This is a genomic window from Streptomyces sp. NPDC026515 (assembly GCF_055567595.1).
Genome location: NZ_JBVHQD010000002.1, coordinates 444,739 through 470,463 on the forward strand (window position 1 = coordinate 444,739; position 25,725 = coordinate 470,463).

At 65.8% G+C, this 25,725-nt stretch carries 25 protein-coding genes, 1 tRNA gene and 2 pseudogenes; 17 read left to right on the forward strand and 11 right to left on the reverse strand.

Annotation, left to right across the window (positions count from 1 at the left end; genetic code table 11):
- The first annotated feature begins 110 nt into the window (after nucleotides 1-110).
- Genes ACZ4O3_RS05470 through ACZ4O3_RS05480 form a run of 3 tightly spaced genes read left to right on the forward strand, consistent with a single transcriptional unit; the run spans nucleotide 111 to nucleotide 1,296 of the window.
- Nucleotides 111-662, forward strand: coding sequence for a bifunctional DNA primase/polymerase (locus ACZ4O3_RS05470; protein WP_467721325.1), 552 nt, complete (start codon nucleotides 111-113; stop codon nucleotides 660-662).
- Nucleotides 652-963, forward strand: a complete 312-nt coding sequence (locus tag ACZ4O3_RS05475) for a hypothetical protein (protein ID WP_467721252.1) — start codon at nucleotides 652-654, stop codon at nucleotides 961-963. The genes ACZ4O3_RS05470 and ACZ4O3_RS05475 overlap by 11 nt, the downstream gene beginning before the upstream one ends.
- Before the next feature lie 3 nt (nucleotides 964-966).
- The gene (locus tag ACZ4O3_RS05480) at nucleotides 967-1,296 is read left to right on the forward strand and encodes a hypothetical protein (protein ID WP_467721253.1); all 330 of its coding nucleotides are present in this window, start codon (nucleotides 967-969) and stop codon (nucleotides 1,294-1,296) included.
- 334 nt (nucleotides 1,297-1,630) lie between these two features.
- Here the strand turns inward: ACZ4O3_RS05480 and ACZ4O3_RS05485 are convergent, their stop codons facing one another.
- Entirely contained in the window at nucleotides 1,631-2,185 is a 555-nt protein-coding gene (locus ACZ4O3_RS05485; protein ID WP_467721254.1) for a hypothetical protein, read from the reverse strand.
- A 549-nt stretch (nucleotides 2,186-2,734) separates the two neighbouring features.
- Here ACZ4O3_RS05485 and ACZ4O3_RS05490 point away from each other — a divergent pair.
- A complete protein-coding gene (locus tag ACZ4O3_RS05490; protein WP_467721255.1) occupies nucleotides 2,735-4,468 on the forward strand; it encodes an AIPR family protein in 1,734 nt (577 codons plus the stop codon).
- A gap of 1,049 nt (nucleotides 4,469-5,517) precedes the next feature.
- Here the strand turns inward: ACZ4O3_RS05490 and ACZ4O3_RS05495 are convergent.
- The 8 genes and pseudogenes from ACZ4O3_RS05495 to ACZ4O3_RS05530 all read right to left on the reverse strand — a co-directional run.
- Nucleotides 5,518-5,862: pseudogene (locus ACZ4O3_RS05495) on the reverse strand (DUF4265 domain-containing protein); the annotation flags it as partial.
- Nucleotides 5,863-5,969: 107 nt separating this feature from the next.
- Nucleotides 5,970-6,437, reverse strand: a complete 468-nt coding sequence (locus ACZ4O3_RS05500) for an SCO4402 family protein (protein WP_467721256.1) — start codon at nucleotides 6,435-6,437, stop codon at nucleotides 5,970-5,972.
- Nucleotides 6,438-7,090: 653 nt separating this feature from the next.
- A complete protein-coding gene (locus tag ACZ4O3_RS05505) occupies nucleotides 7,091-7,468 on the reverse strand; it encodes a hypothetical protein (RefSeq protein ID WP_467721329.1) in 378 nt (125 codons plus the stop codon).
- Nucleotides 7,398-7,571: a KTSC domain-containing protein gene (locus ACZ4O3_RS05510; RefSeq protein ID WP_362170175.1), complete on the reverse strand. Its 174-nt coding sequence runs from the start codon at nucleotides 7,569-7,571 to the stop codon at nucleotides 7,398-7,400. Before ACZ4O3_RS05510 ends, ACZ4O3_RS05505 begins: the two co-directional genes overlap by 71 nt.
- 84 nt (nucleotides 7,572-7,655) lie before the next feature.
- Nucleotides 7,656-8,564 (reverse strand): ComEC/Rec2 family competence protein, encoded by a 909-nt coding sequence (locus ACZ4O3_RS05515; RefSeq protein ID WP_467721258.1) that lies wholly within the window; start codon nucleotides 8,562-8,564, stop codon nucleotides 7,656-7,658.
- Between the two features lie 107 nt (nucleotides 8,565-8,671).
- Nucleotides 8,672-9,427: a hypothetical protein gene (locus ACZ4O3_RS05520; protein WP_467721259.1), complete on the reverse strand. Its 756-nt coding sequence runs from the start codon at nucleotides 9,425-9,427 to the stop codon at nucleotides 8,672-8,674.
- Nucleotides 9,428-10,806: 1,379 nt separating this feature from the next.
- Nucleotides 10,807-11,208, reverse strand: coding sequence for a hypothetical protein (locus tag ACZ4O3_RS05525; RefSeq protein ID WP_467721261.1), 402 nt, complete (start codon nucleotides 11,206-11,208; stop codon nucleotides 10,807-10,809).
- A gap of 452 nt (nucleotides 11,209-11,660) precedes the next feature.
- Nucleotides 11,661-11,837, reverse strand: coding sequence for a hypothetical protein (locus ACZ4O3_RS05530; protein WP_467721262.1), 177 nt, complete (start codon nucleotides 11,835-11,837; stop codon nucleotides 11,661-11,663).
- Between the two features lie 323 nt (nucleotides 11,838-12,160).
- Here ACZ4O3_RS05530 and ACZ4O3_RS05535 point away from each other — a divergent pair, with 323 nt between their 5' ends.
- The gene (locus tag ACZ4O3_RS05535) at nucleotides 12,161-12,799 is read left to right on the forward strand and encodes a hypothetical protein (protein ID WP_467721263.1); all 639 of its coding nucleotides are present in this window, start codon (nucleotides 12,161-12,163) and stop codon (nucleotides 12,797-12,799) included.
- A 447-nt stretch (nucleotides 12,800-13,246) separates the two neighbouring features.
- Here ACZ4O3_RS05535 and ACZ4O3_RS05540 read toward each other — a convergent pair whose 3' ends face one another.
- Entirely contained in the window at nucleotides 13,247-13,987 is a 741-nt protein-coding gene (locus ACZ4O3_RS05540; protein ID WP_467721264.1) for a GntR family transcriptional regulator, read from the reverse strand.
- Between the two features lie 204 nt (nucleotides 13,988-14,191).
- On the opposite strand from ACZ4O3_RS05540, the gene ACZ4O3_RS05545 reads away from it, so the two are divergent.
- From ACZ4O3_RS05545 to ACZ4O3_RS05580, 8 genes and pseudogenes are all read left to right on the forward strand, one after another.
- Entirely contained in the window at nucleotides 14,192-14,542 is a 351-nt protein-coding gene (locus ACZ4O3_RS05545; RefSeq protein ID WP_467721265.1) for an SCO3933 family regulatory protein, read from the forward strand.
- Nucleotides 14,539-15,861, forward strand: coding sequence for an FtsK/SpoIIIE domain-containing protein (locus ACZ4O3_RS05550; protein WP_467721266.1), 1,323 nt, complete (start codon nucleotides 14,539-14,541; stop codon nucleotides 15,859-15,861). Before ACZ4O3_RS05545 ends, ACZ4O3_RS05550 begins: the two co-directional genes overlap by 4 nt.
- A 12-nt stretch (nucleotides 15,862-15,873) precedes the next feature.
- On the forward strand, nucleotides 15,874-16,068 hold the full coding sequence (locus tag ACZ4O3_RS05555; RefSeq protein WP_467721267.1) for a hypothetical protein: 195 nt from the start codon (nucleotides 15,874-15,876) through the stop codon (nucleotides 16,066-16,068).
- Nucleotides 16,069-16,103: 35 nt separating this feature from the next.
- Nucleotides 16,104-16,394: a hypothetical protein gene (locus ACZ4O3_RS05560; RefSeq protein ID WP_467721268.1), complete on the forward strand. Its 291-nt coding sequence runs from the start codon at nucleotides 16,104-16,106 to the stop codon at nucleotides 16,392-16,394.
- A 361-nt stretch (nucleotides 16,395-16,755) separates the two neighbouring features.
- Nucleotides 16,756-18,126 (forward strand): annotated as a pseudogene (locus ACZ4O3_RS05565) (replication initiator).
- Complete coding sequence (locus ACZ4O3_RS05570; protein WP_467721269.1) at nucleotides 18,116-18,328, forward strand: helix-turn-helix transcriptional regulator; 213 nt, start codon at nucleotides 18,116-18,118, stop codon at nucleotides 18,326-18,328. Before ACZ4O3_RS05565 ends, ACZ4O3_RS05570 begins: the two are co-directional and overlap by 11 nt.
- A complete protein-coding gene (locus ACZ4O3_RS05575) occupies nucleotides 18,325-19,713 on the forward strand; it encodes a tyrosine-type recombinase/integrase (protein WP_467721270.1) in 1,389 nt (462 codons plus the stop codon). The genes ACZ4O3_RS05570 and ACZ4O3_RS05575 overlap by 4 nt, the downstream gene beginning before the upstream one ends.
- A 91-nt stretch (nucleotides 19,714-19,804) precedes the next feature.
- Nucleotides 19,805-20,524: a Shedu anti-phage system protein SduA domain-containing protein gene (locus ACZ4O3_RS05580; protein WP_467721272.1), complete on the forward strand. Its 720-nt coding sequence runs from the start codon at nucleotides 19,805-19,807 to the stop codon at nucleotides 20,522-20,524.
- Nucleotides 20,525-20,762: 238 nt separating this feature from the next.
- Here ACZ4O3_RS05580 and ACZ4O3_RS05585 read toward each other — a convergent pair.
- Nucleotides 20,763-20,834 (reverse strand) — tRNA-Arg (locus ACZ4O3_RS05585).
- A 98-nt stretch (nucleotides 20,835-20,932) separates the two neighbouring features.
- Here ACZ4O3_RS05585 and ACZ4O3_RS05590 point away from each other — a divergent pair.
- The 4 genes from ACZ4O3_RS05590 to ACZ4O3_RS05605 all read left to right on the forward strand — a co-directional run bounded on the left by ACZ4O3_RS05590 (nucleotide 20,933) and on the right by ACZ4O3_RS05605 (nucleotide 25,721).
- Nucleotides 20,933-21,490: a response regulator gene (locus tag ACZ4O3_RS05590; protein ID WP_362721439.1), complete on the forward strand. Its 558-nt coding sequence runs from the start codon at nucleotides 20,933-20,935 to the stop codon at nucleotides 21,488-21,490.
- Nucleotides 21,491-21,759: 269 nt separating this feature from the next.
- Complete coding sequence (gene nrtL, locus ACZ4O3_RS05595) at nucleotides 21,760-22,737, forward strand: ArgS-related anticodon-binding protein NrtL (protein WP_385002991.1); 978 nt, start codon at nucleotides 21,760-21,762, stop codon at nucleotides 22,735-22,737.
- 16 nt (nucleotides 22,738-22,753) lie between these two features.
- Nucleotides 22,754-24,145 (forward strand): diaminopimelate decarboxylase, encoded by a 1,392-nt coding sequence (gene lysA, locus ACZ4O3_RS05600; RefSeq protein ID WP_362724565.1) that lies wholly within the window; start codon nucleotides 22,754-22,756, stop codon nucleotides 24,143-24,145.
- A 283-nt stretch (nucleotides 24,146-24,428) separates the two neighbouring features.
- Nucleotides 24,429-25,721, forward strand: coding sequence for a homoserine dehydrogenase (locus ACZ4O3_RS05605; RefSeq protein ID WP_362724562.1), 1,293 nt, complete (start codon nucleotides 24,429-24,431; stop codon nucleotides 25,719-25,721).
- Nucleotides 25,722-25,725: the final 4 nt, after the last annotated feature.

A 25,725-nucleotide genomic window follows, 5' to 3' on the forward strand; every position in this document is an offset into this window, starting at 1 on the left:
ACCTCTCGTCATCTGCCCTGGCCACGACGTTGACCCCGACTCTGGACACAAGGCGGCGTCGCAGCCGCAACTGTCTCCGGTTCTGACCGAGGTGAGATGACGTGCAGAGGATGACGAGGAGGGGCGTCGAATGGCTCTCCGCTGCCGCCGATGATCCGGCGGACTGCCGGGCCACCTGGGCGGACGATCCTCGGTCGCCCTACATGGTCCCGGCCGGCCGCCTCTTCGACATGGTGACCGTCGGGCAGCGGGTCGGCATGGAGACGTTCGATCAACTGCTGCGGCGCGGCCTTCCGTTCGGCCCGACGGTGCTCGATCACGGGAGCCAGCGGGTGGGCTTCTTTCTCGGCTCGAAGAGCCGGGAGGACTTCGCTCACTACCTCGAACGCGAAGAGGGGACTCCACCCGTGTACCGCTACCTCAGCGGGGGATCGGTGGTCGTTGTACCTGGCCCCATGCCCATGCCCGGCGACCGTTATGAATGGCTCCGCGCCCCGATCCGCCGACCGATGGCCAACCCGCTCCGCCCGGTCGCATTGGCCACGATGCTCGTAGCCTCCGCAGAACTGCTTGCTCGGGTAGACCGCTACGGCGAGCGCTACCCGTCCGCTGCTGCCTTGACTTGGAGTGCAATCGAGGGGAGCGCGGCGGATGCCGGATGACACCACGGACCGGCATGACGCTGCTACCTGGTCGCCTCTGGAAAGCGACGGCTGGTACGCCGCTCGCAATGGCACGACCGCTCTACGAGACGCCTTGATCCGTGCAGGAATGGAGAAGGACTTCCCCTACCTGCGTGCCGACTTGAATGCCTTCGGGTACGGCTTGGTCGAACTCGGCCGGGTGACGCCGGCCACCGCGGAGCGATTGGCTGAGTTGCTGCGGCTGGCCCTGGCAACGGGCGGCGAGCGATGTGAGAAGAGCGGCGCCCGAGCCACCGAACTTCGCGCAGGAAGGGACTGAGCCATGACCGACCGACGGGGAGTCGTCGCCAAGCGCGCCGAAGACCTGATGTCCGGAGTTCCGTACGTTCGTGGTTGGGTTCAGGCTCGACGCGGCGCAGGGGCATTGGCCACACAACTGTCAGCCCTGGGCCTGGAGACGGACTTCCCCGGCCTTGCGGCAGACGTGAATGTTGCTGGTGACGGCCTGGTACACCTTGGCGCCATCCGGCCGGAGACGGCCGCGATGCTGGCTGAACTGATCCTCGTCGGCCTCGCGACGGAGGCAGAGGCAAGTTCCGACGTATTGCCGACGCCGAGGCGCACGATGGGCCGGAGTGCGTCAGCGGTCTGATCTCGTCGGTCGATGAAACTCCGGTTGGCCGCAGTGCTGGCAGGCTCCTGCGACCGGCCGGGCTGGCCCCGCACATCGCCATCTCTCCCGGCGGCCGATGTGCGGGGCCTTTTGTCGTACGTCAGCTCTCTCGTCTGCCGCTCGGCCGGGACCGGCGCCCCAGCGCCGCAGCCCGGACGACGCGGCAGACAAGCATGTTCGATTGTTGTGCAACGAGAGGCGTGCTTGATCGCACGCGAGAACCCCAGCTTGGGAATCTGCGGTCATAAGAGAGCGGTTCGGCACTTGACCTGCACGAATGCCCGAGGTGCGGCCTCGTGAGGCTCGGCCGGTGTCACCGTGGTTCCCCGCTGTTCCCCGCTCGAACTGGTGCGGTTGTGGTGCGGGGAAGCGTCGAGCGGCGTGCTGACGCCGGCCGACGCCACGGGCTGCGGCGTAGCCACCTTCGGAAGGTACGACTCGGCGCGGGATCGTAGGCGGTGTCGTGCCAGAGCTCGCGCAGATGCCTGAACTCGTAGTCACGCCCGGCATCCGAATCTTGGACGGTCTCCGTCCAGAGCCGGTCGAATGGCGGACGGTGCATCTGAGAGTGGATGGCGGCGCCCCAAAACCGCCAGGTGTCATCGGAAACCCAACCTTGGGCCCGCAGATCGGCCTCGTCCTCGCTGAGGCGAAAGTACAGCCGGATCGCTGCCTCTTCCTGCTCACTCAAGGTGTCAGCGTCAACTCCGCGAAGGGCGCGAGTCGACAGGCGATCCAGCAGCGACCAGTAGCGAGCAACGTAGAAGTCCTCGACCTGTCGGACTCGCTGTGTGCGTACCTGCCATATCGCGATACCCGATGCGGCCAACGCCGCAGCGAGGGTGATCGCAAGCGAGATCCATTCCATGATCAGGAATCATGGCGGGTAGTGAGCCGCAGATGCGGCGTCGTGACTCACTCGTAACTGGGGTCTGCTGGCCGTGCGCACCAGGGCTCCCCGTCGAGGCGTGCCTTGACCCTTTAGCTTGGGAAGCTTGGGCTTCTTAACGGCGGTTGCCGGGCTGACCTGCGGCGTAACGGTGTCGACGTTTGACGCTCGCAGCTTGCGTTCCCCGGTGTTCCCGCACGATCTGGCAGGGTTGCAGTCGGCCTCACCGCAGAGGGCCGCGAGCGCAGGTGACTGCTGATTGTCTCCCTGAGGTTCCCTGAGACGCGCGAGCGCGATGGAGTAGCCGATCCATTCGGGACTGAGTCTGAGTACGTAAAGGATGGTCACCACGATGCTGCCCTTCAACCCTTCGCGGTAACGCTTGAAGCATGAGTATGCGCACGAGACGTAACAGGAGTTCGAATCTCGGGTCGGGGCGTCGAGCCCTGACCCGAAGTCTTGCCACCGATGTGACTCATCGTCAAGATGAGAGCTTGCGTAGTCGCAGAGATCACTGGGGGCCTGCAGATGGCTGTAAAGAGCAACGATCAACGACTCCTCGACCGCATTCTTGAAGATCAACGACGTAGGCTTGCGCCGAACCAGAAGATGGATGATTTCTTTAACTATTTTGCGGCGAGTACGGCATTGCAGGACCTGGATCTCGACATTGATGAGCTTAGAGATGGCATCGTTGATGGATCACACGACTGCGGCGTTGACGGCCTTTGGGTTTTTGTCGACGACCGCTATGTCTCAGCAAATATTGAACGGCACGTAACCGTTCGAGCCAACAAGATTGAGCTAGTCATTCTACAGGCAAAGACGTCTCCTGGATATCAGGAGACTGCATTCGAGAAATTGCATTATCACTTGCCCTTGTTGCTCGACATGGATCGCGATCTCAAGCAGCTCTCTGAATCGACAAATGCAAAGCTTTTGGATCGCACCGGCCGGTTTCTTAATGTCCTAGAAGCTCTTGCATCTTCCTTCCCTGAGGTGTCAATCCGCGTCATTTATGCCACCCGATCCGCAGAGCATCCGCATCCTAACGTCCGCGCGAAAGGGACCAGGCTTGCTCGCGAGTTGGCTAAGGTTGCGTCTCAAACAAAATGTGCAGTCGAGTATTTGGGTGCCGCAGAACTCAGGGCGTTGTCGGCTCGCGGTGCCGTGGTCGTATCCGAAATGGTGTTCACCGAGACGCCTATGAGTACGTCACTTGGCGAAGGCTATGTTTGCCTGGTACGCCTTGACGAATACTACAAGTTCATCACTTCGGAAAACGGGGCACTGCGTCTAGAACTGTTCGAGTCGAATGTTCGAGACTATGCGGGACGTACATCGGTAAATACCGCCATTGGAGAGACGCTGAAGTCTAGCCATCGCGAAGACTTCTGGTGGTTCAATAACGGCGTGACCATCGTCGCGGAAGAAGTTAGGATTGCGGGTAAGAAGATCGTAATCAGGGACCCTCAAATCGTGAATGGTCTCCAGACGAGCCACGAGATATTCAACCACTTCCAGCACGCCGGACAGCATAACAATCGCTCAGTCCTTGTTAGGGTCATGGTTCCACCGACTTCTGGGCGCGCCAGAGATGTCATCATCCGCGCGACTAACAGCCAGACTCAGCTACCGCCGGGGGCTCTACGTGCTACCGAGAAGATTCAGAAAGACATCGAGGAGTCGTTGGCGCGAGACGGCTACTACTATGAGCGGCGGGCGAATTACTACAAGAACTTGGGGTTCCCGCTTGAACAAGTCGTTTCCATGTCGCGACTTGTCCGAGAATACACAGCATTTGTTGTGGGGGAACCACATACTGCACTCAAGTACTCGGAGACGCTGCTACTAGATGATTCCCACTACTATAAAGTCTTCTCGGCTGAGAGTGATCTAGACCTCTACAGGTTGGTACTCGATGTACATGTGCGCGTCGGAGAGTTTCTTGCTTATTATGCCGAAGATCGCCCACTACTCGGCGATACGGCAGAGAACTGGCGACATCACCTTGCATACATGAGTTCATTCACTCTGACGCGTTTGAGGCGGCCCACCCAAAGCGATCTCCTGAACGTGAGAACTGAGCATCTGACGGATGCCCTCTTGGGGGCAATGACGAATCTCCTGGATCGCGAATACCGAGCGACTCTCCGGGGGAACAGAGCTCAAGGCATCGATAAAGTGGCCCGTAGTCAGGATTTCACAGTCAGGTTGCGTCAAGCCACAATTGCCATGCGGCGATTCAAGATTGACCGTTGACCTCAACGGTTCCGGGCTGCTTGCGGGGGATCAGGGGGAGCACCGCTTTAGGAGTTCGATCTACGCCCGCCCCTGGGGCCGTCGACGGCTGGTCCGACGGCCGCCCGAGGGCGCTGCTGTACGCGCTGTCCGGCCCTGTTGATGTCAGAGTTGGATGTCAGCGAAAGAGCTTCGGAACTGGGCAGATCTCCAACGGATCGTCCGGCCGGTCCGCCCACCGCCACCACGTGTGCCGGTCCGCGCACCGCCACAATGCCCGGCAGGTACGTCGGCCGTCGTCCTCTCGCTTTGAGAGAACCAGGCCGCCAGATTCCATAGGCCGGTGGCACTCTGGACAGGCCGGGGCGTCGTTGGTCATGGAGCGCACCCTAACTGAGCGACCTCTCCGTCCCGAAGCCACTTGGGACGGTCACTGTCCTTGGGCTGTTGAGCCTCTCACCTGCGCTGATGGTGCGTTGGCGTACGCGGGTGTTCTCGGTTGTGCGCCGTGGTTGTCACGCAGTTGGACACTCAGCCGGGCCGCGCACACGGAGCAAGGCTTCTAGAGGCCCCGTAGCGCCTCGTACAGGTCGCCATAGGCGGTCCAGCAGTCGACGCTGCCGTCGTCGTACAGGCTGCCCATGTACCAGTCGTCGTCGACAAGCTTCACGAGACACAGGCTGTGGAAACCCAGAACGATCTCCGGGTGTGACATCTTGTGGGTCTCGCCGACGCTGACCCACTGCACTGGCCGATCGGGATCCAGGGCGGCAGCTTCTCGGTCCCCCGAGACATCGCGGATCTGCTGAAGAGTCCAACCACGGGGGAGCCGTATGTCTGCCATCCATGGATGATCCCACTCGCCCGGTGAGGGTCGTCGTGGGCAAGACTTGCTCGTGCGCTCACTTCTTCTTGCCCTGGGTGTTGTCGGGGATCTTGGTGAGCCGGGTTTTCGCTGCTCAGGGGCCGTGGGCTCGTGCGCCTGGTAATCGTCGTTGGTCGTCATTGGCGACTGTCGAGCGTCCTCGGACGGCCCAGAGACGGCCCAGCCATGGGCACGCTGAACGGCGTCAGCCGACGGAAGCGGCTCGCCTGATGCAGCCCTCTTCCATGTGCCACCACTCTTTGGTCACCCCGTGCCGAAGCAGCCTCTGCACCTTGGCGAGATCAGCGGTAGGCGGGACGTCCAGGGCAACCATCCGAAACCTCTCGATGCCCTCGCCGTCGACGCCGAGTCTGTGGAACGCGTTGATCACGCTCTGCCGTGCTGCTCCCGAACCGCCGTCTCGGAGGACGATGAGGCGGATGGTGCAGTTCTCCGAACGCCGGACCACGTCGCCGGCCCACCACACACCTTCCTCGTCGGGCTGGGTGGCCACGACGTCCCCGCAGGCGATGCCGTCGACCAGAGCAGGCCACGACGGCCGACCCGTGACGACGATGCCGGAGCCCTCAGCTTGGGAAGCTAAGGGCGTTTACGGGAGGTCGCCTAACCGACCTGTGGCGATGCCGTGTCGGGGCCTCAGTCTCCGCCGGCCTGCTCCCCGCTGTTCCCCGTGGTTCCCCGCCCGATCTGGCACGGGTCTGGCGCGGCCGCGTCGCCAAGCAATGCGGCAAGTTCCCTTAGGTCGTTCGCGACCATGACTTGAGCGAGGCGTCCGGCGATGGCCACGACCTCTGGCCAGGCAGATGCCCGGAGGTACTCCGCGTCGGTGTCGTGGGGCGCCTCGGCCGCCGCGGCGTTGAGCGCGGCACCGAGTTCTCTCATCAGGACGACCTCTTCGTCACTTCGTAGGCTGACGCCGAGGTACCGCTCTGGCTCGTCAGCGTCGCAGAAGTCGTCGAAGAGTGTGTGGAAGACATGGGCCAGGTCTTCGAACGCCGACGGGTCGAGCCACACATCCCGCTGCCACGGCGGGTTGGCCAGAGCCAGCACAACAGGTACGACGTGCACTCGGTGATTCGCTATGACTCGGTCGGCATCGCTCACGAATCCGAGCGTAGCGACCGCAAGTGATGGAGGCGTCGGCGCTCTCAGAACACCGCATTAGGAGTTCGATCCGACCGCCAGTCCACCCGGGCTGCGCGGGGCGCCGCAGCCGTGACAGACCGACCGCCCCGTCGCTGTCCGCTGTCGTTGATGTCAGCGTTGGATGTCACATCACAGCCGCTGGGGTCACTTGCGACGCTTGCGTGCCTTCGCCTTGCGTTCGGCTTCCTTGCGCTTCTCGATGGTGTACGGCGACCACTCGCCACGGTGCAGGTTGCATCGCGACGCACCGATCATCGCCAGCCGCTGACACCGGGTGCCCTTTGCCGTGAGCGCTCCACACCTGGACTGCGTACGAGCCACGTCTCCCACCCTCGGTCTCGACGGTCGTGCGGACCAGTGCAGGATTACCGGGCGCATCTCCTCTGCGGAAGGCGCACTGCAGTGCGCAGCGGTGCACGGCGGCCCAAGGAGGTTGCTCAGGGGCGCACGCTTTCCAACTGTGGTGGTGGTCTTGAGGGCCTCGGACGGGGCCGTTCACCTGCGTTCATCGACGGTTGCCAACTGGCGTGGAAACGGCTCCAGGTTTCGCCTGAACGACCGTGAACCGTGCGGAATGAGACGGAAACTGAGACGGCTTGCGACTCGGATTCTCACTCGATGATCTCGGACCGTTCTCGAACCTGGTCGTCCAGCTTGCCCTCCTCCAGGTCGCTTAGTGCGGCTGCGTATCCGGCGATGACCGCCACGTGTACGGCGTCGTGGAGGTCTATGGGGATCATGTCCAAGGTGCCTGAGCAGACATTCGCGGCCGCGTCGTACGCGAGTTGGTAGTGCGTGTCACGGATGCCGGCGCCCAAGTGGCTGACGAGACTGCGTAGCTCTTCCTCGTGGTCATCGCTCACATCGACGTCACTACCTTCGCGCCCTTGGTCGAGAAGCAGGGAGCGAGTAGCCCCTTCACGCCACTCGCCGAAAACGATACCTGTCTCTGATGAAGCGAGCGTGGTAGCGGCCTTTGCTTGGAGCATTCACGAATGCGGTATATACCGACTGCGGAACACCGTAGTATTGATACACGGTTCCACTATGGAACCCAACTTCAAGAATCGAACCTTCAAGGGCATAGCCCACAGAAGAAACGTTACTTGAGGCGACGGATTGTCGTTGCAAGATCCCTCCCTCAGATATCCACCTGTCTGGCTTCAGCTTGCCCTACTAGTCGATCGTGTGAATGTCCTCCCCCTTGTGATTCTGCACCCACACGTCGCCGTCATCCCAAATCTTGACGGTAATAGTGCCGTTGTACCGGGTTGAGAGCACCTTGGCACCGTGGCCCTTGTACTCGTCGGAGGCGTCGGTCCCGGGTTTCTTGCCGACCGAGCAGATCACGACCTCCGGTGACATGGCCTCGACGGCCTCCTCGTGATAGCCGGATTCCCGGCCATGGTGCGATGCCTTGAGGATGTCGCACTTGATCGCGTCTTCCCCAGGGTTGTCCAACATTGACTTCCAAGCTGCCGATTCGGCATCGCCCGGCAGGATCACCGTACGGCCGGCGTGCGTGAGCTTCAGAACGTAGGAACAGTCGTTGTAGCTGCCGCTTACAGAACAGCCGTCGATCAGCTCTTGCGTTGGCGACAGGATCTCGATGTTGTCATCAGCCCAGTATTGAGCTGAAGCCCCTCGCAGGTTATTCAGCACCTTTTGCTTAGTGTCGTCCGGACCAACTCCGCCGCGCAGACACTTGTACACCAGCCAGTCGACATACGCATACTTGCTCTTGTCGAATCCAGACTCCTCCAACTCCTTGTCGTGGTCTACATCCCAGAAATTTTCAACAGTAACTTTGTCTTGCCAGAAGAGGCGATGCAGGCCGCTCATGTGGTCCATGTCGGGATGTGTCTGGATGTAGCGAAAGAGGCTCTTGCCCGAGAAGTTGTCCTTAAAGTAGTCAGCTGGGTCGACCAGCAAGGACTTGTAGTAGTCTTCCCAGGAGCGAAACTCTCCTTTGACAAGCTGAGATCGGCGGTAGCGGAAATCATAAAGCGATACCCCGCTACTCTCGGCCAATGCCTCTTCATCCGCTTCGGGCAGGCTCTTGGAATTGTTTATGTCGATCATCATGATTCTACCCGAGGGCAACTCCACGATCGTGCAGTCTCCGTGCCCCACATTTAGGAAATGAATCTTCATCACGAGTGTTCCACTACTCCGTTCAAGGTCATGCACACTTACGCGTTCGGATTCGACGCAGCCGCATGAGCTTCACCCTTCAAAGTGACCGCAGACTGCAACAGTTGCTGGGCGTATTTGTTGGCCGCTTCTCGCACCCGTCCTGGAGACGGCCAAACACACCAGTAGACAAAGAATGCGAGGCACGAAGCCACGCCGAACAGGCTCTCGGCTGTAATGCCGTCCTGGTGCCGCCCAAGCGACACCCATGCCATGTAGGCGCCTACAACCATGACTCCGCCGAGGCTGATGCCACGACCAATCCAGCGAACTCCGTACAAGTTGCGCGCAAACCCGTAGTTACGGTTCTCGTTGAACAACAGCTTGAACTTCGCGGTGTCCCGTGTGAGATCCCGCACCTGGCCGACGGCGGTTGCAATCGCCTGGTCGGCTCGCGATGGATTCGCACGCTCAGCCCGTAGGCTCAGAAGCTCTACGCCAGAAACTTCCGCAACTGCCTTGCGCCAGAGGTCCCGCTGCACCTCGTTGTCCGAGGAATCCCGCAGCCTCAACCAGGCCGTAGTTGGCGGGCCGCCCCAGCTGGCCCAAAGGGTCTTCTCGGTCTTCCGGCCACGCTGACGAACTATGTCGGCCACTATTACGGGCATACCGATGACGGCCGCCGCGCCCATGGCGTAAGAGACCGTAGGGAGTTGGCGCAAGTTCAGCACCGAGAGAAGGATCGCCAATGGAAAGATCGCCAGCAGTCCCGGTATGAGTCTCGCCCGGCGTTCGTACTCGTCGAGCCACACCACGGTCAGGCACCCCCAGCGGCAATCTGCACCCGGCGGCATCTGCACCCACTGCCACGCCAAACGGTTGTGGCGTCGCTGCCCTTGAGCTCCTCCTCGATCGAGAGAAGGTCGATCTCGTATCGCACGTCGGTTCCTTGGCTTCCAGGCGCATTGGCGCATCACACGATGAGACGGCCTCTGCACCCCCGTGCTTTCGGCCAACTACCGCACACACAGTAGCCGCACGGGACCGACAACCCCTCACGCTCCGTCAGACTTAGGGCAGACAAAAGGAGTAGACCACCCTCCTTCTTGACCGAATGTGATCACTTCTGTCGACCAGTGACCGCGCGCATCTCCCGTTCCGACACCCACACGAAGGCCACGCCTCCCTTGGGAAACGTCCAGCCTGGATATGCCACCTGAACACTTGGTGATGGGTCGGTTGCGGCCAGTTCGGCCACTCGCGACTGTCGCGGCCCAGACAGGTGGTCCAGAACGTTCATATGCCGGATACCGCAATCGCCGTACCAAAGTTCAGCCGTGAAGTCCTTGGTCGGTTGAGCGAGATCGAGGTGCCGTATGTGTCCGTGTTGCTGAACCAAGACGCGGAAGGTGTACGCCGGCGACACCTGCTCGCCTCGTTGCACCTCGTCACCGAGGCTCCCGCTGAAGAGCTAGCCGTCCTTCCGGCTACTCCGGCGGACTGGATGCGACTTGCCATCTACGGTGACGGAAACGAGCTCGAAGGCCTCGTACGCTTGGCCGCCGTCGTTGGTCGTCACCGGCCACTGTTGAGCAACCTCGGACGGCCCAGAGACGGCCCAGCCGCCGAAGCTCCGCTACAGCCTCTAACCCCGCCGGCGCCGACCGATAGCGCTGCACAGCGCTTCGAACCAGCTCACGCAGAGATACCGCAGCCTCCACCACCAGCCTCTCCGCCGCCTCAGGCGCTGAGGTCCCAAACCGTGCGTCACACCTACGGGTGCCGGAGGTCGGCCGGGCCTGGGTGCCCGACTTCGCCCGCCACCGCCGTGTAGGTGGCAGAAGCCGTTCCAGCCCGCAGAATTGCGGCATGCTTGCCCTTGCCGTGTCACACCAGCGCAACGCCCCATGAAACCGATTCTGACGTGGCCACGGTGAGCAGGGGCGCCAGTTTGCACCTTTGGGTTGTGCCGGTTGTCTGGCCCTGCGCCCACGGCAATCAGCTTGGGAAGCTGCGGGCATTTACGGCTCGTTCGTGCACTGACCTGGGCCAACGGCCGCGATGCGGTCTCGCCGGGTCTGGCCGCTTTCACCGCAGTTCCCCGCGGTTCCCCGCTCGATCTGGTGCGCCTGGGGTGCGGGAGCGGTGCTGTGTCAGGAAGCCGATCCTCAGCAGGTAGCGTCGGCGAGCGGCGTTACCACTTCCGCCACTTGTCCGTGATCTGGTAGCGGCCGAGTCCATGCCGGGCGGTCAGCGCGACGATGTCGACGCCGTGCTCGGTGAGCGATTGGTCGATGAACAGGCACAGTTGCTCGCGCTCATCGGTTTCGTAGCCGCTCTCGTCGTGGGCTTCGTTCACGGCGTTCAGGGCCAGGACGACGCGCTCCACGACACCGAAGATCTGTGCGTCGTCTGCCTCACCCAGCCCGGGAAGCTCGCTCTCGAAGGTGTCGAGGACCGCATCGGTCGACCTAAGCAGTTCTTCGGGGAACAGTCCCGCCATACACGCGCACTCAGGGTCCAGGGCGCCGGCGGCCAGCTCCTCGGCTTCTTTAGCTATGCAGTTACGCCAGTTCGTCGTAGGACTCTCAGCCATGGAGCGGACCGTACAGCGCCAGTCTGACAGTGGGGCAGAGAATCGGAACGGCTCGTATGCCAGCGTCAGCACTGGTGCACGCTTTCCAACTGTCCGCGCGGCCGTCCGGGGGTGTTCGCTGGGGTTCGCGGGGCAGGTCAGACGGGGTGCACGTACGTCCATGAACGGTGGTGGCCATGGGTGCACTGGACAAAGACCAGGACAACGAGGCGACCGACACCCGCTTTAGGAGCGAGGTTGGGGGCCTCTGGGCCTGACCTGGGAATCCCGGCCTTGGGCGGCTTAGGGCCGTGCGCAGCCTGGGAAACCGCGATTCCCCGTGAGTCCCCGTCCGTTCTGGCACGGATGTGGCACGGCCATGGCCCCCTCGATGCAGAAGACTATGGGAACGATGCTTGCTGACGTCTCTCGGGCACGTCGGAGGGGTATTCAGGGCCGTTCGCGGTCGGCGGCTACCCCGGCATGCCGCCCTCCTGGTGACGACCGGCAATGGCCGCGGCAAGAGCCAGAAGCGCCTCCACTTGGGCCATCTGCAAACGATAGTCCGGCTGGGCTGCCCCAACCATGGCGCCTCTTAGCGGTGCCAGGAGTTCGATGGCAGCTCGCTCGTGCTCTTCGTAGGTAGCCATACATACCTCCAGGTCAAGTGTTGTGACGCGGCACGCTACCGTGCGGCCAAGACCAGCTTTGGACCGGAGCTGCTTGCACAAGAGCGGCGGGCGCCTGCCGATGATGCGGCTGGCGCCCGTCTAGGCCAAGCTTTGAGGTCTGGCCTCATCCTTATCCGGTCGATCATGGGGAGTCGGTGATGCGGGTCTATCGGTCACGGTCCTCGGCTGTTCGTCCACCGAGGTTCGGCGCTGACCGCTGCCGTTCGGGCCTGTTGGTGTCAGCTACTGGTGTCAGACGTGAGTCGGGGGCTTGACAGCGCGCCTGTACAGCGCATCGGGACTTGAACGACAGTTTTCGCGATCGGTACATCCGATCATCGACCGGCACTGAAGATGGCCAGGTGCTCAAAACTGTACTCACGATCTCCAGCATCGTGCTTCAAGTTCTCGGTTTGGTTGCAGCAGCAGTCGGCCTGTTCAACACCTTCAAGGACTCCTCGGCCCCGGGCGATCGCTTCATCGCCCGCGTGCTGCGGACTGAACATGAGGTGGCCCGACAGGTCTGGGCTGGCGCTAAGAAGCTTTCGCGTCGTCTCTTCGGACGTCCGCGACCGACAACGGTGTATGGCACCCTCGATACGGCCGTCGAACTCAACTTCGCCGGAAGTGCTCAGGGCATCGTCCAGTTCGGGCCGTTGCCTGACCCTACTCAGGACCTCGACGCCTTCAAGGCTGCGATCGAAGACCGCCTGAACCGTGTGCACAGGTTGACCCAAGACGTGCAACACGACCTGGTGAAGGAAACAAAGGCCCGAGAGAAGGAAGATCAGAGGTTTAGTGGTGACCTCCAGGCTCGCATCACTGCCCTCGATGAGGAAGCAAAACAGGCGACGATTCGTGGCTTGCATGAGCAGGTGCTCGGTCTCTTCTGCGTCGCTCTTGGGCTTGCAGTGCAGAGCATCCTTGATCTGGCCTTTTGACCCGTCACCAGCACCTCTGCCTCAACCCACCACTCCCCAGCTCCCATCCCGTCTGCCGTCGACCCACACACCGTGGAGCGGGCGTGGTTCATGGCGTCCAGGTGGAGCGCGCCACTGTACGAACGACCTGGACGCCATGGGCCGCGTCTGCTCGGCTCTGCCTGGGTCGACGGTGGACGGGATGGGAGCACCCCGCACACGCCACTACGAACCCGCAGTCGGAAACGGCGCCCCCTCCATCCCGGTGCCGGCCGATCCCCCGCCGGAGGCATTGTTCTGACCGTGGCCTGCCCGTCTAGGGCTCTACCAACTGGGTCCTAACATGCTTGCGGCCCCAGGGCCAGGCCCCGGCGCCGAAGGCGCAGAGGGGCCAGGCCCAAGGGGCCAGCCCGCGCTTTGCGCGGGCCCTTGATGACGTAGAGAAAGTCTGAGCCAACTCGGCTTCGGCTACAGCCTGAACGAGAGCTCCAGCTCGTCGCCGGGGAGGTGGAACTCCTCCAGGGCGAGGGGCTTGTCCGACTCGGTCAGCGTCACGCGGATGATGTGGAGCAGCGGGACACCGTCCGTCAGTCGTAGCGCCTGGGCCTGGTCTGGCAATGGCATGCGGGTGCGGACGTACTCCGTGAAGTGGAGTTCGTGTCCCAGGTCGGCGAGCGCGGTGTAGAGCTCCGGCGCCGGCGGTGGGGCCTCCTCCTCGTACTTGGTGTCGATCAGTACCGAGAATGGGATGTACGTGCGGTGCAGTTGGCGGAGACGGCCGTTGTCCGCGGTCTGTAGGGCGTCGTACGTGTACATCGGCTCGCCTGGCGGGATGCGGAGCAGGTCCGCGAGCGCGAGTGGGGCATCGGTGCGGGTGGCTACCGGCGCCTCGGCGTCTGTCCAACGGATGCCGTCCGCCTCGACGTACCGGCCCTCTGGAGTCCGGCGTACGCCGCGCGGGCGCGTGTGGCTCGGGCGGTTGTGCGGGGAGCGGGCGAAAGTGCCTCGGCCCATGATCGCCTCGACCAGACCTGACGCCCGAAGCTCACTGAGCCCCTGACGGACTGTGGGGCGCGTCACGCTGAACTGCTTTGCCAACGACTCCTCGGAGGGGAGCGGTTGGCCGGCGGGGAATGTGCCGTCCAAGATGCCTTCGCGCAGGTAGTCGGCGATCTGCCGGTACTTCGGCTGCGTGTTCTTCGGCGGCATACGGGCCCTCCGTGGCCGTGGCCTCTTCGGCTGGTCATCGTCGCGGACAGCTTGCCCACGATCGTGGACAGCATCGCTCATCGCCAGGTCGGTTGACAACCCGTACTACGGGTGGTCAGTCTTGTATCCGCAACCCGTACTACGGGTTGTATAGCAACCCGAAGGACTCGCCTTCGGGTGACTTGAGATGAGGAGAACCGAACAGTGGCAAGCCTTCCGATCGACACCGCGAAGTTCACGGGGATCATCTGCGCCGTTCCCCCGGCTCCGCGGGTCGCCAACCGAGAGACCGGTCAGCTCCGCGTGGACCGCGAGACCGGCAAGACCATGTACCAGGTCGGCCTCTGCCTGATGGCAGGTGCATCGGCCGACGTCGTCAACGTGAGCGTGGCCGGTGAGCCGGCCGGTGTGCAGCTCGGCATGCCCGTGGCCGTGCGGGACCTGGTCGCGACGCCCTGGGAGAACGAGGGGCGGCACGGGATCGCGTTCCGCGCGGCGGAGATCCGGCCCCTGCACGCCCCCGCCGCCACGACGGGTAAGGGGGCCGGACAGTGAGTGAACTGGCCTCCGCCGCTTCGGCCGGTGCGCACTGGCCGAGTTGGGTCCTGGTGGTGGCCGCAGTGCTGGTGTCGGGTCTGCTTCTTGCAGGCCCGGGCCTGCGCCGCCGCTATCCCGTCGCCTGGTGGCTGTTATGCGGGTTCCCGTTCGTGGCCTTCCGGGTCATGCAGACATGGCGGCCCCTGATGGCCGGGTGCGGGCTCGCCGTGAGCCGTCGGCCGGCGCTGACCGTGGTGTCCGGGCTCGTCGGCAAAGGGGCGCCTCCGCCGCAGCCGCGGGTTCCGCGGCGGGGACTCATACGCCCGACCTCCGGCGGCTTCGTACTGCTGGTGCGACTACTGCCGGGCCAGGTGCCCGAGCATTTCGTCAAGGCTGCTCCCGCCATGGCGGAGAACTGGCAGGTGCACGCGGTCCGCGTGACCTCCTGGAAGCCAGGGGTCGTACGGATCGTCGCCTCGGCGGCCGACCCGTTGGCCGATCTGCGGATACCGAAGCAGCGCGGGCCCGGTCATCTGCTCCGGGTGACCGTAGGTGCCCTGGAGACCGGCGCCGCGTGGATCGTCGACCTGCGGCGCATCCCGCACTGGCTGATCGTCGGAGCCACCCGCTCCGGCAAGTCGACTCTGATCAACGCACTCGTGGCGGGGCTCGCTCCGCAGTCCGTCGCCCTCGTCGGGATCGACTGCAAGGGCGGCATGGAACTGTCCCTCTACGAGCCACGGTTGTCCGCGCTCGCGACGAATCGGGAGCAGGCCGTCCGGCTGCTGGCCGCTCTCGTCGACCTGACGCTCGACCGTATGACCCTTTGCCGGGCGGCTCGCGTCCGGAACATCTGGGGCCTGGCGGACAAGGAGCGGCCGGTCCCCGTCGTCGTGATCGTCGACGAGATCGCGGAACTCTTCCTCGTCGCGAGCCGGAGCGAGAAGGACGAAGCGCATGCGGCCGGTACGGCGCTGATCCGCCTGGCCCAACTCGGCGCGGCGCTCGGGGTGTTCCTCGTCGTGGCCGGCCAGCGCGTCGGGTCCGATCTCGGGCCCGGTGTGACCGCCCTGCGGGCGCAGTTGGGCGGGCGCGTGTGTCACCGGGTCGCCGATCCCGGCACAGCAGAGATGGCACTCGGTGATCTCAACCCCGACGCCCTGAAAGCGGCGCAGGCCATCGCTCCCGAGCAGGCCGGTACGGCCGTGCTCGCGTCCGGCGACGGCTGGGAACGCGCCCGGTCCTACCTGATCACGGAAGCGGAGGCGGAAGCCGTCGCCGCCGAGTACGCGCACCTGACTCCCGTCCTGTCCGAGCTGCACGTCGAAGCGCTGTGAGAGGGGCCTGTCGTGCTGGTGTCCATGTCGGCCGTGCTGCTGCTCGGCCTGGTGATCTGGTTCCTCCTGCGCATCCGCTACCTGCGCTGGGCCGACACGCTGCTCTGCGGCGTCTTCGGCTTCTTGCTCGCCCGGACCGTGGCCGCGCCCGTGGTTCAGGGCCTCCTCGACGGCGTGAACGGCTTCCTCGGTCAGTTCCGATTCTGACCCGCCCAACCACTCACCCGATAAGGGGACTTGCTGTGTCCGACTACGTCATCCGCTCCGGCGACCGTGCGGCCTTCCTGGCCGGTCTGCGGGAGCTGGTCGACTTCCTGACCGCCAATCCGACCGTCGTCGTGCCGCGTCACGCGTCCGTCGCCGTCCTGGTCGACGCCTCCGACTCCATCGCTCGCCGCGACGGCGTGGACTTCGTCGCCGCCCCGCTCGGCGTGCCGGCGGCAGACATCGGAGAGGGCTACTTCAACGCGTGGCTCGACTTCGGGCCGATCTCGTACGGCGTCATCGCGGTCCCTCCCCAGGAACGGCAGTGATCGCCCGTACGACGGGCTCCCGACGGGGCGCGATGTCGCCAAACCCGACCCCGTCAGGAACCCACTCCATCCGCCACGTGAGCAGTGAAAGGAGTACGCACACTTTGTCCACCGCGAATCATTCGCGCAAATCCCTGCCGCCTGAGTGCGATCTCAGGCAGCGTGACGCGCAGGTCGCCACCTGCGCCGGACGGGAGCAGATCGTCCTCGTCCAACTCGATGGCACTGAGCAGTGGCTGTGTTCCGCGCATGCCGCTGCCGTGTGGCTCACGGACCCTACCCTCCGCTTCAGCGCCAAGACTCAGCTGGAGGGGATCTCGGCCGTGATGGGGCAGGCGTTCGGGGACGGGGGTGGTCGCCGATGACCACTGTCCTTCCTCAGAACGTGGCCGCTCTCGTCGTCAGGTCGTCGGAGCCGGAGTTCGCGGCCTGGCGGCGGAACATCGTCCGCCTCGGCGGGTGCACCAACCCGATTCACCTGGTCGGTGCGGCAACCGTCTACGATACGACGAGCGGGGCCGCCCTGCTCTCCTACGGCTCGGATGCCTACGGCGGTCGCCTTCTCGTCGCTTGCGGCAACCGGCGGGCGGCGGTCTGCCCGGCCTGCTCGGCGCTGTATCGGGCGGACACATATCAACTCGTCCGGGCCGGTCTCGTCGGAGGAAAGAGCGTTCCGGAGTCGGTGAGCGACTACCCGCGCGTGTTTGCCACGCTTACCGCCCCCGGGTTCGGGCCCGTGCACACCCGCCGTGAGAGGGATGGGCGTGCGGCGGCGGCTTGTCGGCCTCGGCGGACCGGGGAGCTCTGCCCACACGGGACACCGGCCGGATGCCGGGAACGGCACTCGGCGGATGACCTTCGGCTCGGCGAGCCGCTCTGCGCGCGGTGCTACGACTACGCGGGCGCCGTCCTCTGGCATGCCTTCGCCGGTCGTCTCTGGCACCGGTTTGGCCTGGAGTTACGGCGGGAGGTCGCCCGGCGAGTCGGGCTCTCCCGGACCGACTTCGGATAAGTCGCCCGACTGTCGTACGCGAAAGTCGCCGAGTATCAGCGGCGCGGCCTCGTCCACTTCCACGCCGTCATCCGGCTCGACGGGCCGGATGGACCCGACTCGGAACCGCCCGACTGGGCGACCGTTCCGCTCCTGGTCGACTCTGTGCGGGGTGCGATCGGGCGCGTACAGCTGATCGCTCCTGGCACCGGGGTCATCGGGCCGCGGGCGCTGCACTTCGGGGCTCAGGTCGACGCGCGACCGGTTGTGTCGTACCGGGGCGATGTGGGGGAGCGGCCTGCTCCTGGCGCCGTGGCGGGATACATCGCCAAGTACGCCACCAAGGGAGCGGAGTCCGCCGGCGCCGTGGACGGCCGTATCCACAGTGCTCGGGACATGGTCCTCCTGCCAGTACGCGCGCACGTGCTCCGCATGATCGCGACGAGCTGGTGGCTCGGCGGGCTACCCGAGTTCGAAGCGCTCGGGCTGCGCCGCTGGGCGCACATGCTCGGCTACGGCGGCCACTTCTCCACGAAGTCCCGGCGCTACTCGACCACGTTGACCGCGCTGCGACACGCGCGCACCGACCATCGGGCGGAGCAGCAGCGGGCCGCCCTGGGCCTGGTCGACGTGCCCGCGGTCACGGTTGGCCGGTGGCGGTATGCGGGGCGCGGCTACTCGCCGGATGCCGCGCTCCTGGCGGCTTCGGTACGGGAGGGCGGTGCTTCCCATGGCTCGTGACAACGGTCGGAGGACTGCCGAGCTGCTCACCGTTCGGCAGGTCCTCGACGAGCTGGGCGGCATCTCGCGGCGCACCTTCTACCGCTGGCGGGAGCTGCGCCTCGCGCCCGCGTGCATACGGCTGCCGAACGGGGAGCTGCGGGTTCGGCGTGACGTGTTCGATCACTGGCTCGAAGAGCGGGCGGAGGGGGCTGCGCGGTGAAGTCGTACAAGGTCGTCATCTGGAAGCTCAGCATCAACCGCTCGGCGAAGAAGCCGACTTACCTTGTTCGGTGGTCGGTGGCCGGCGAGCCGTTCCACGAGTCTCACAAGACGAAGGCACTGGCGGACCGCTTCCGGGCCAAACTGTTGCGTGCCGCCGACAAGGGCGAGCCCTTCGACACGGTGACCGGATTGCCGGACTCGCTGCGGAGTGGAAAGGCGGCGCTCTCGTTCCTCGACCTGGCGGTCAAATACGTGGAGGCACGGTGGGCGGAAGCGTCCGCCAAGCAGCGGGACAGCGTGACCGATGCCCTGGCCACGGTTGTTCCCGCCCTGGTCAAGCCGGGGCGGGGACGTCCCGCCCCGGAGTTGCTGCGGCGCGCCCTGCGGTCGTACGTCCTGCCGGTACCTCGTAGGGAACGGGAGAGGCCGCAGGAGATCGCTGAGGCGGTCCGGTGGATCGAAAAGGCGTCCCTCCCGGTGGGGGAACTGCAAGAGATCGCCCGCGCCCACGAGGTGATCGAGGCGCTGAGTCGGAGGCTGGACGGCAAGCCTGCGGCGACGCAGACCTACCGGCGACGACGAGCGGTGGTCTTCAACGTCCTTGAGTACGCCGTCGAACTCGATCACCTGCCATCCAATCCCCTGAGCCGGGTCCGGCGCAAGCGGGGAAAGCGGCCGGTGCAGGAAGTCGACCGGCGGGTGGTGGTCAACCCTCGGCAGGCTCGGGAGCTGCTCACCGCGCTCACGTACGTGGGCGGCTACGACCGGGCCGGCGGTCGGCGACTCCGGGCCTTCTTCGGCTGCCTGTACTACGCCGCCATGCGGCCGGGGGAGGCGCTCGGGCTCCGCCGCTCCGACTGCACGCTCCCGGCTACCGGCTGGGGTCGCATCGAGCTGGCGGAGACTCGGCCCACCGCGGGGAAGGCGTGGACTGACTCCGGTGAGGCGCATGACCGGAGGGGGCTGAAGCAGCGGGCCGAGGGAGAGGTGCGCATCGTGCCGATCCCGCCTCCGCTGGTGCGGCTGCTGCGCGAGCACGTGAAGGAGTTCGGCACAGCGGCCGACGGGCGGCTGTTCTTCAGCGAGCGGGGGAATGTGATCGCCGCCTCGTCCTACTCGCGAGCGTGGAAGCAGGCTCGCGAGCTGGCGTTGCTGCCGCATCAGGTGATGTCGGTTCTGGCCTTCCGGCCCTACGACCTCCGTCACGCGGGAGTCTCCCAGTGGCTCAACTCCGGGGTGCCGGCGCCGGAGGTCGCGGCTCGTGCCGGTCACTCGGTGGACGTGCTGCTCAAGATCTACGCCAAGTGCATCGACGGCCAGGAGGCGGCGATGAACGACCGGATCATGCGGGGTCTGGGAGAGCACTCTGAGCTGGGCGAGTAGAGAGGTATCGAGGAACCTCAAGAGCGGAAGCCCCAGAGTGATCTGGGGCTTCCGCCGTTCCACCTGTCTTTTCTTGGTAACACTGGGTGGCGTGAATGACTGGACCGCCTACGTGGCTCACGTCACTGCCGAGATGCGCCGCAATGGCTATGAGCGGCAGTGTGTTGCCCGAGGTGATGTGGACGAGCAGCTCATCGCGGACTACCAAGCGGTACTGGACGCTGCGCCTGATGAGCGACCGCTGCAACGCTTCTTCGAGGATCACCCCGGCGTCCTCGCGCAAGAGTATGCGGCGAACTGCCGATGGGTTCTGCCGCAGGTGAGTCTTGGTGGGCGCTACGTGCCGGACTTCCTAGTTGCCCGCATTGACAGCGGCGGGGTGCGCTGGACCTTGGTGGAACTGGAGAGCCCTGCCGTTCAACTGTTCACCAAGGATGGGCAACCAAGGAAGGAACTACGTAAGGGGCTTAGTCAGGTTCAAGACTGGCGGGACTGGTTGATCGCCAATCGAGATGTCGCCCGGCGGAGTCGAGCTGATCAGGGTCTTGGACTGATCGGCGTGGACCATATGGCGACCGGGCTTGTGATTATCGGGCGTCGCCATCATCGCTCCGAGGCTGAACGGGAGCGGTTGAAATCGCTCGTGTGGCGCGAGCGCGTTTTGATCAAGTCGTATGACTGGCTCATGGATGAGGCGCGCCACCGAATCCGCTTTCGAGGGGACTTGGCGCAGGCGCGGGTCGTCATCTGCGAAGACTGCCATCTGCCAGGGCGCACCGTGGACAGGGAGTCGCCGGGCTCTTCGGGGTGAGGCGGTGGATGCCCCAGCGGAGCTGGTCCACAGGTAGTCCACACGGCTGTGCTCGGCACGGCAATGAACGGTCACTGACCTGCGGAAAGATCCGCCAAGATCATTACGTCGCCATTACGTGATCAGTGGCAAACAGCTGCTTTCGGCGGCATCTGCCTGCGCACGGACCCTGGATATGCAAAGACCCCGGCCTCAGCGTCTTCGCTGGTGTCGGGGTCTTTGGGCACCTAATCCAAGGTGCCCCCGGCAGGATTCGAACCTGCGCACACGGCTCCGGAGGCCGTTGCTCTATCCCCTGAGCTACGGGGGCGTCTGGCGTTGAGCTGTTGCTCGCGGCGACGGGTAGAACACTACCAGCTCGGTCGGGGTGATCAGGAACGGGTTTCCCGGGGTGCCTTCCCGCGCGGGGTGGAAGTCCGGAAAACCCGGACGCGGTGGCCGGTCCGGACCTACTCTCGAGTTGTGCCAGGGGCGTCGGGCCGGGTGCTTGTTGTGGACGACAACAAGGTCATCCGGCAGCTGATCAGGGTCAATCTCGAACTGGAGGGTCTCGAGGTCGTGACCGCGGCCGATGGTGCCGAGTGTCTGGATGTCGTTCATCAGGTGCAGCCCGATGTGATCACCCTCGACGTCGTCATGCCCCGGCTCGACGGGCTGCGGACCGCCGCCCTGCTCCGTGCCGACCCCCGCACTCACGACCTTCCGCTCGCCATCGTCAGCGCCTGTACCCAGTACGAGGTCGAGACGGGCCTCGACGTCGGCGTCGACGCGTTCCTCGCCAAGCCCTTCGAGCCTGCCGAACTCGTGCGGCTCGTAAGGGATTTGATGGAGCTGCGGCGGCCGGACGGGGTCGAGGAGCGGGAGCGTGGGGGAGACGGTGACGAGACCGGCGGCGTGGACTTCTCGGGGGAGCGGGCCGGGGGGCGTCCCGTCCATCCGCCGCATCAGCCCGTGGGTCCGCACTGATCCCGTAGGGCCGTAAGCCAGTGAGCCCGGAAGTTCGTGGGCCCGGAGTCCGTAAGCCCGTAAACCCGTAGGTCCGCGAGCCAGGGTCCCGGGAGTCCGTAAGCCCGCAGGCCCGCAGGCCCGCAGGCCCGTAAGCCAGTCAGCCCGGAGGGCCGTAGGTCCGTAAGGTGGTCTGGGCTTCGGGAGAGCGCACGTGCAGGCGTCCACATGGCGGACTTCCTCCCAAACCGGGTCGCCTGCCCCACCCCCTCCTCCCCTACGCTTGTCCCGTGACTCCCGTCGAGCTCTCCCGTACCGTGCTGCGCGCGGTGCGTCGTGCTGTTGACGACGGGGAGCTGAGCGTGAGCGTGCCCGAGCGGGCCGTGGTCACGGTGCCGGGGCCCGGTGGGTGCGGGGACTACGCCACCAACATCGCGCTCCAGCTGTCCCGCCCGGCCGGTCAGTCCCCGATGCGGGTCGCCGAGATCCTGGTGCCCCATCTCGTGCACGCCGCCGGGGTCGAGGACGTCGTCGTCACCGGGCCCGGGTTCCTCAACATCAGCCTCAGCCCCGCCGTGTCCCCCACGGCCGCCCTGGTCGCGCAGATCCGTGCCCTCGGCTCCGGCTACGGCCACGGCGACGCGCTCGCCGGGCAGGTCGTGGCGCTGCGCGTGCCGTACGACGTCCGGGCCGAGGTCGTCGCGGACGCCGTCGTACGGATCGTCGCGACCCAGGGCGGCCGCGGTGAGGTCGGACACGGCGAGCCCGTCAGCCTCCGGCCCGTTCCGGCGCCCGAGGACCCGGCCCCGCTCGGGCCCGACGCCGCCCAGTGGGCCCTGCTGCATCCCGCCGCCCACGACCGGCCCCGGATCACCGCCGACCACCTGGTGCAGCGCGAGAGCAACCCGCTCTTCCGGGTGCGCTACGCCCACGCCCGGGCACGAGCCGTCGGGCGCGGCGCCGGCCGGCTCGGCTTCGGTGCCGAACCCGGTGACGTCCCCGGCACCCAGGGCGACCTGGTGAGCGCCCTCGCCGACTACCCCCGCATCCTCACCGCCGCGGCCACCCACCGCGCCCCCGACCGGCTCGCCCGGCATCTCGTCACCGTCGCCGATGCCGCCCTGCCGTTCCTGCCGACCGTGCTGCCCCGTGGCGACGAGAAACCCTCGGTCGCCCACCGTGCCCGGCTCGCCCTCGCCGAAGCCACCGGGACGGTGCTGGCCGGCGGCCTGTCCCTGCTCGGCATCGACGCACCCGATCACCTCTGAGAGAGCCCAAAGAGTAATGAGCCGTTCCGCGCACCCTGCCGGGCCCCGCCACGCCGACGTCCTGCCCGAGGGTCACTACGCCGCCCCGCCCGCCGACCTGAACTCCCTCGACCCCAGGGTGTGGGCCCAGACCGTCACCCGGGACGCCGACGGAGTCGCCACCGTCGGCGGTGTCGACGTGAAGACCCTCGCCGCGGAGTTCGGCACGCCCGCCTACGTCCTCGACGAGGACGACTTCCGTGCCCGGGCGCGCGCCTGGCGCACCGCCTTCGGCCCTGACGCCGACGTGTTCTACGCCGGCAAGGCCTTCCTGTCCCGGGCCGTCGTGCGCTGGCTGCACGAGGAAGGGCTCAACCTCGACGTGTGCTCCGGCGGCGAGCTGGCCACCGCCCTCTCCGCCGGGATGCCCGCCGACCGGATCGCCTTCCACGGCAACAACAAGTCGGCGCACGAGATCGAGCGGGCGGTCGAGGCTGGCGTCGGGCGGATCGTGCTCGACTCGTTCCAGGAGATCGTGCGGGTCGCCCACATCGCCCAGTCCCACGGCAAGCGGCAGCGTGTGCAGATCCGTGTCACCGTCGGCGTCGAGGCGCACACGCACGAGTTCATCGCCACCGCCCACGAGGACCAGAAGTTCGGGATCCCGCTGGCGGGCGGGCAGGCCGCCGAGGCGGTACGGCGGGCGCTGCAGCTGGACGGCCTGGAGGTCATCGGGATCCACTCGCACATCGGGTCGCAGATCTTCGACATGTCCGGCTTCGAGGTCGCCGCGCACCGGGTCGTCGGGCTGCTGAAGGACATCCGTGACGAGCACGGTGTCGAACTGCCCGAGATCGACCTGGGGGGCGGGCTGGGCATCGCCTACACCAGCGACGACGATCCCCGTGAACCGCACGAGATCGCCAAGGCGCTCACCGAGATCGTCTCCCGTGAGTGCGAGGCCGCCCGGCTGCGGACTCCGCGTATCTCCGTCGAGCCGGGGCGCGCCATCGTCGGGCCCACGGCCTTCACCCTCTACGAGGTCGGCACCATCAAGCCCCTCGACGGGCTGCGCACCTACGTCTCCGTCGACGGCGGCATGTCCGACAACATCCGGACCGCGCTGTACGACGCCGAGTACAGCGTCGCCCTGGTGTCGCGGACGAGCGACGCCGAGCCGATGCTCGCCCGGGTCGTCGGCAAGCACTGCGAGAGCGGGGACATCGTCGTCAAGGACGCGTTCCTGCCGGGGGACCTGGCACCCGGTGACCTGATCGCCGTACCGGCCACCGGCGCCTACTGCCGGTCGATGGCGAGCAACTACAACCACGTGCTCCGGCCGCCCGTCGTCGCGGTGCGCGACGGCGAGTCCCGGGTCATCGTCCGCCGCGAGACGGAGGAGGACCTCCTGCGCCTCGACGTCGGGTGACTCGAATGGCCCGGGCGATCCAGGGGCGCGTCCCTGACGCGGACCCCGGATCGCGGACCCCGCACGGAGGACCCCGGATTCCGTCCCCCGACCGCCCCGGGGCGGGCACGGGACGGGCATTCTCGGATGGTGTCCGTCGGTCCGGATGACGCGGACGGAAGATCTCCTGCAGGCCGCGATCACACAATGAAATAGATGTCTCACGATCCGGACGAAGGGTAGAAACTCCCGTCCGGTGAGTGAGACTGGTCCAACCGTAGACGGTGAGAGGAAACGAGGTCGGATGATGCGTACGCGTCCGCTGAAGGTGGCGCTGCTGGGCTGTGGGGTTGTCGGCTCAGAGGTGGCGCGCATCATGACGACGCACGCCGACGACCTCGCGCAGCGCATCGGCGCCCCGATCGAGCTGGCCGGCGTCGCCGTACGACGGCCCTCCAAGGTGCGTGAGGGCATCGAGCCGAGCCTGGTCACCACGGACGCGACCGCGCTGGTCAAGCGGGGGGACATCGACGTCGTCGTCGAGGTCATCGGGGGCATCGAGCCCGCCCGCACGCTCATCACCACCGCCTTCGAGCACGGCGCCTCCGTGGTCTCCGCCAACAAGGCGCTGCTCGCCCAGGACGGTGCCGCCCTGCACGCGGCCGCCGAGCAGAACGGCAAGGACCTCTATTACGAGGCGGCCGTCGCCGGTGCCATCCCGCTGATCCGGCCGCTGCGCGAGTCGCTCGCCGGTGACAAGGTCAACCGGGTGCTGGGGATCGTCAACGGGACGACCAACTTCATCCTCGACAAGATGGACTCGACGGGCGCCGGCTATCAGGAGGCCCTCGACGAGGCCACGGCCCTCGGGTACGCGGAGGCCGACCCCACCGCCGACGTCGAGGGGTTCGACGCCGCCGCCAAGGCCGCCATCCTCGCCGGTATCGCCTTCCACTCGCGGGTGCGCCTCGACGACGTCTACCGCGAGGGCATGACCGAGGTGACCGCCTCCGACTTCGCCTCCGCCAAGAACATGGGCTGCACCATCAAACTGCTCGCCATCTGCGAGCGGGCTCAGGACGGCGGCTCGGTGACGGCCCGCGTGCACCCCGCCATGATCCCGCTGACCCATCCGCTCGCGTCCGTGCGCGGCGCCTACAACGCGGTGTTCGTGGAGTCGGACGCGGCCGGTCAGCTGATGTTCTACGGTCCCGGCGCCGGCGGCGCCCCGACCGCCTCCGCGGTCCTCGGCGACCTGGTCGCCGTCTGCCGCAACCGGCTCAGCGGGGCAACGGGGCCCGGCGAGTCGGCGTACGCCGCCCTGCCCGTGTCGCCGATGGGCGATGTCGTCACGCGCTACCACATCAGCCTCGACGTCGCCGACAAACCGGGTGTTCTCGCCCAGGTCGCCACCGTGTTCGCCGAGCACGGGGTTTCCATCGATACGGTGCGGCAGACGGGCAAGGACGGCGAGGCCTCCCTCGTCGTCGTCACCCATCGGGCCTCCGACGCCTCCCTGTCCGGGACCGTCGAGGCGCTGCGCAAGCTGGACACCGTGCGGGGTGTCGCCAGCATCATGCGGGTTGAAGGAGAGTAACCAG

Coding starts and splice junctions, on each gene's coding strand:
- ACZ4O3_RS05470 (WP_467721325.1), top strand. CDS start 111: ATGACGAGGAGGGGCGTCGAATGGCTCTCCGCTGCCGCCGATGATCCG.
- ACZ4O3_RS05475 (WP_467721252.1), top strand. CDS start 652: ATGCCGGATGACACCACGGACCGGCATGACGCTGCTACCTGGTCGCCT.
- ACZ4O3_RS05480 (WP_467721253.1), top strand. CDS start 967: ATGACCGACCGACGGGGAGTCGTCGCCAAGCGCGCCGAAGACCTGATG.
- ACZ4O3_RS05485 (WP_467721254.1), bottom strand. CDS start 2,185: ATGGAATGGATCTCGCTTGCGATCACCCTCGCTGCGGCGTTGGCCGCA.
- ACZ4O3_RS05490 (WP_467721255.1), top strand. CDS start 2,735: ATGGCTGTAAAGAGCAACGATCAACGACTCCTCGACCGCATTCTTGAA.
- ACZ4O3_RS05505 (WP_467721329.1), bottom strand. CDS start 7,468: ATGCTCCAAGCAAAGGCCGCTACCACGCTCGCTTCATCAGAGACAGGT.
- ACZ4O3_RS05515 (WP_467721258.1), bottom strand. CDS start 8,564: ATGATGATCGACATAAACAATTCCAAGAGCCTGCCCGAAGCGGATGAA.
- ACZ4O3_RS05525 (WP_467721261.1), bottom strand. CDS start 11,208: ATGGCTGAGAGTCCTACGACGAACTGGCGTAACTGCATAGCTAAAGAA.
- ACZ4O3_RS05530 (WP_467721262.1), bottom strand. CDS start 11,837: ATGGCTACCTACGAAGAGCACGAGCGAGCTGCCATCGAACTCCTGGCA.
- ACZ4O3_RS05540 (WP_467721264.1), bottom strand. CDS start 13,987: ATGCCGCCGAAGAACACGCAGCCGAAGTACCGGCAGATCGCCGACTAC.
- ACZ4O3_RS05570 (WP_467721269.1), top strand. CDS start 18,116: ATGGCTCGTGACAACGGTCGGAGGACTGCCGAGCTGCTCACCGTTCGG.
- lysA (WP_362724565.1), top strand. CDS start 22,754: ATGAGCCGTTCCGCGCACCCTGCCGGGCCCCGCCACGCCGACGTCCTG.
- ACZ4O3_RS05605 (WP_362724562.1), top strand. CDS start 24,429: ATGATGCGTACGCGTCCGCTGAAGGTGGCGCTGCTGGGCTGTGGGGTT.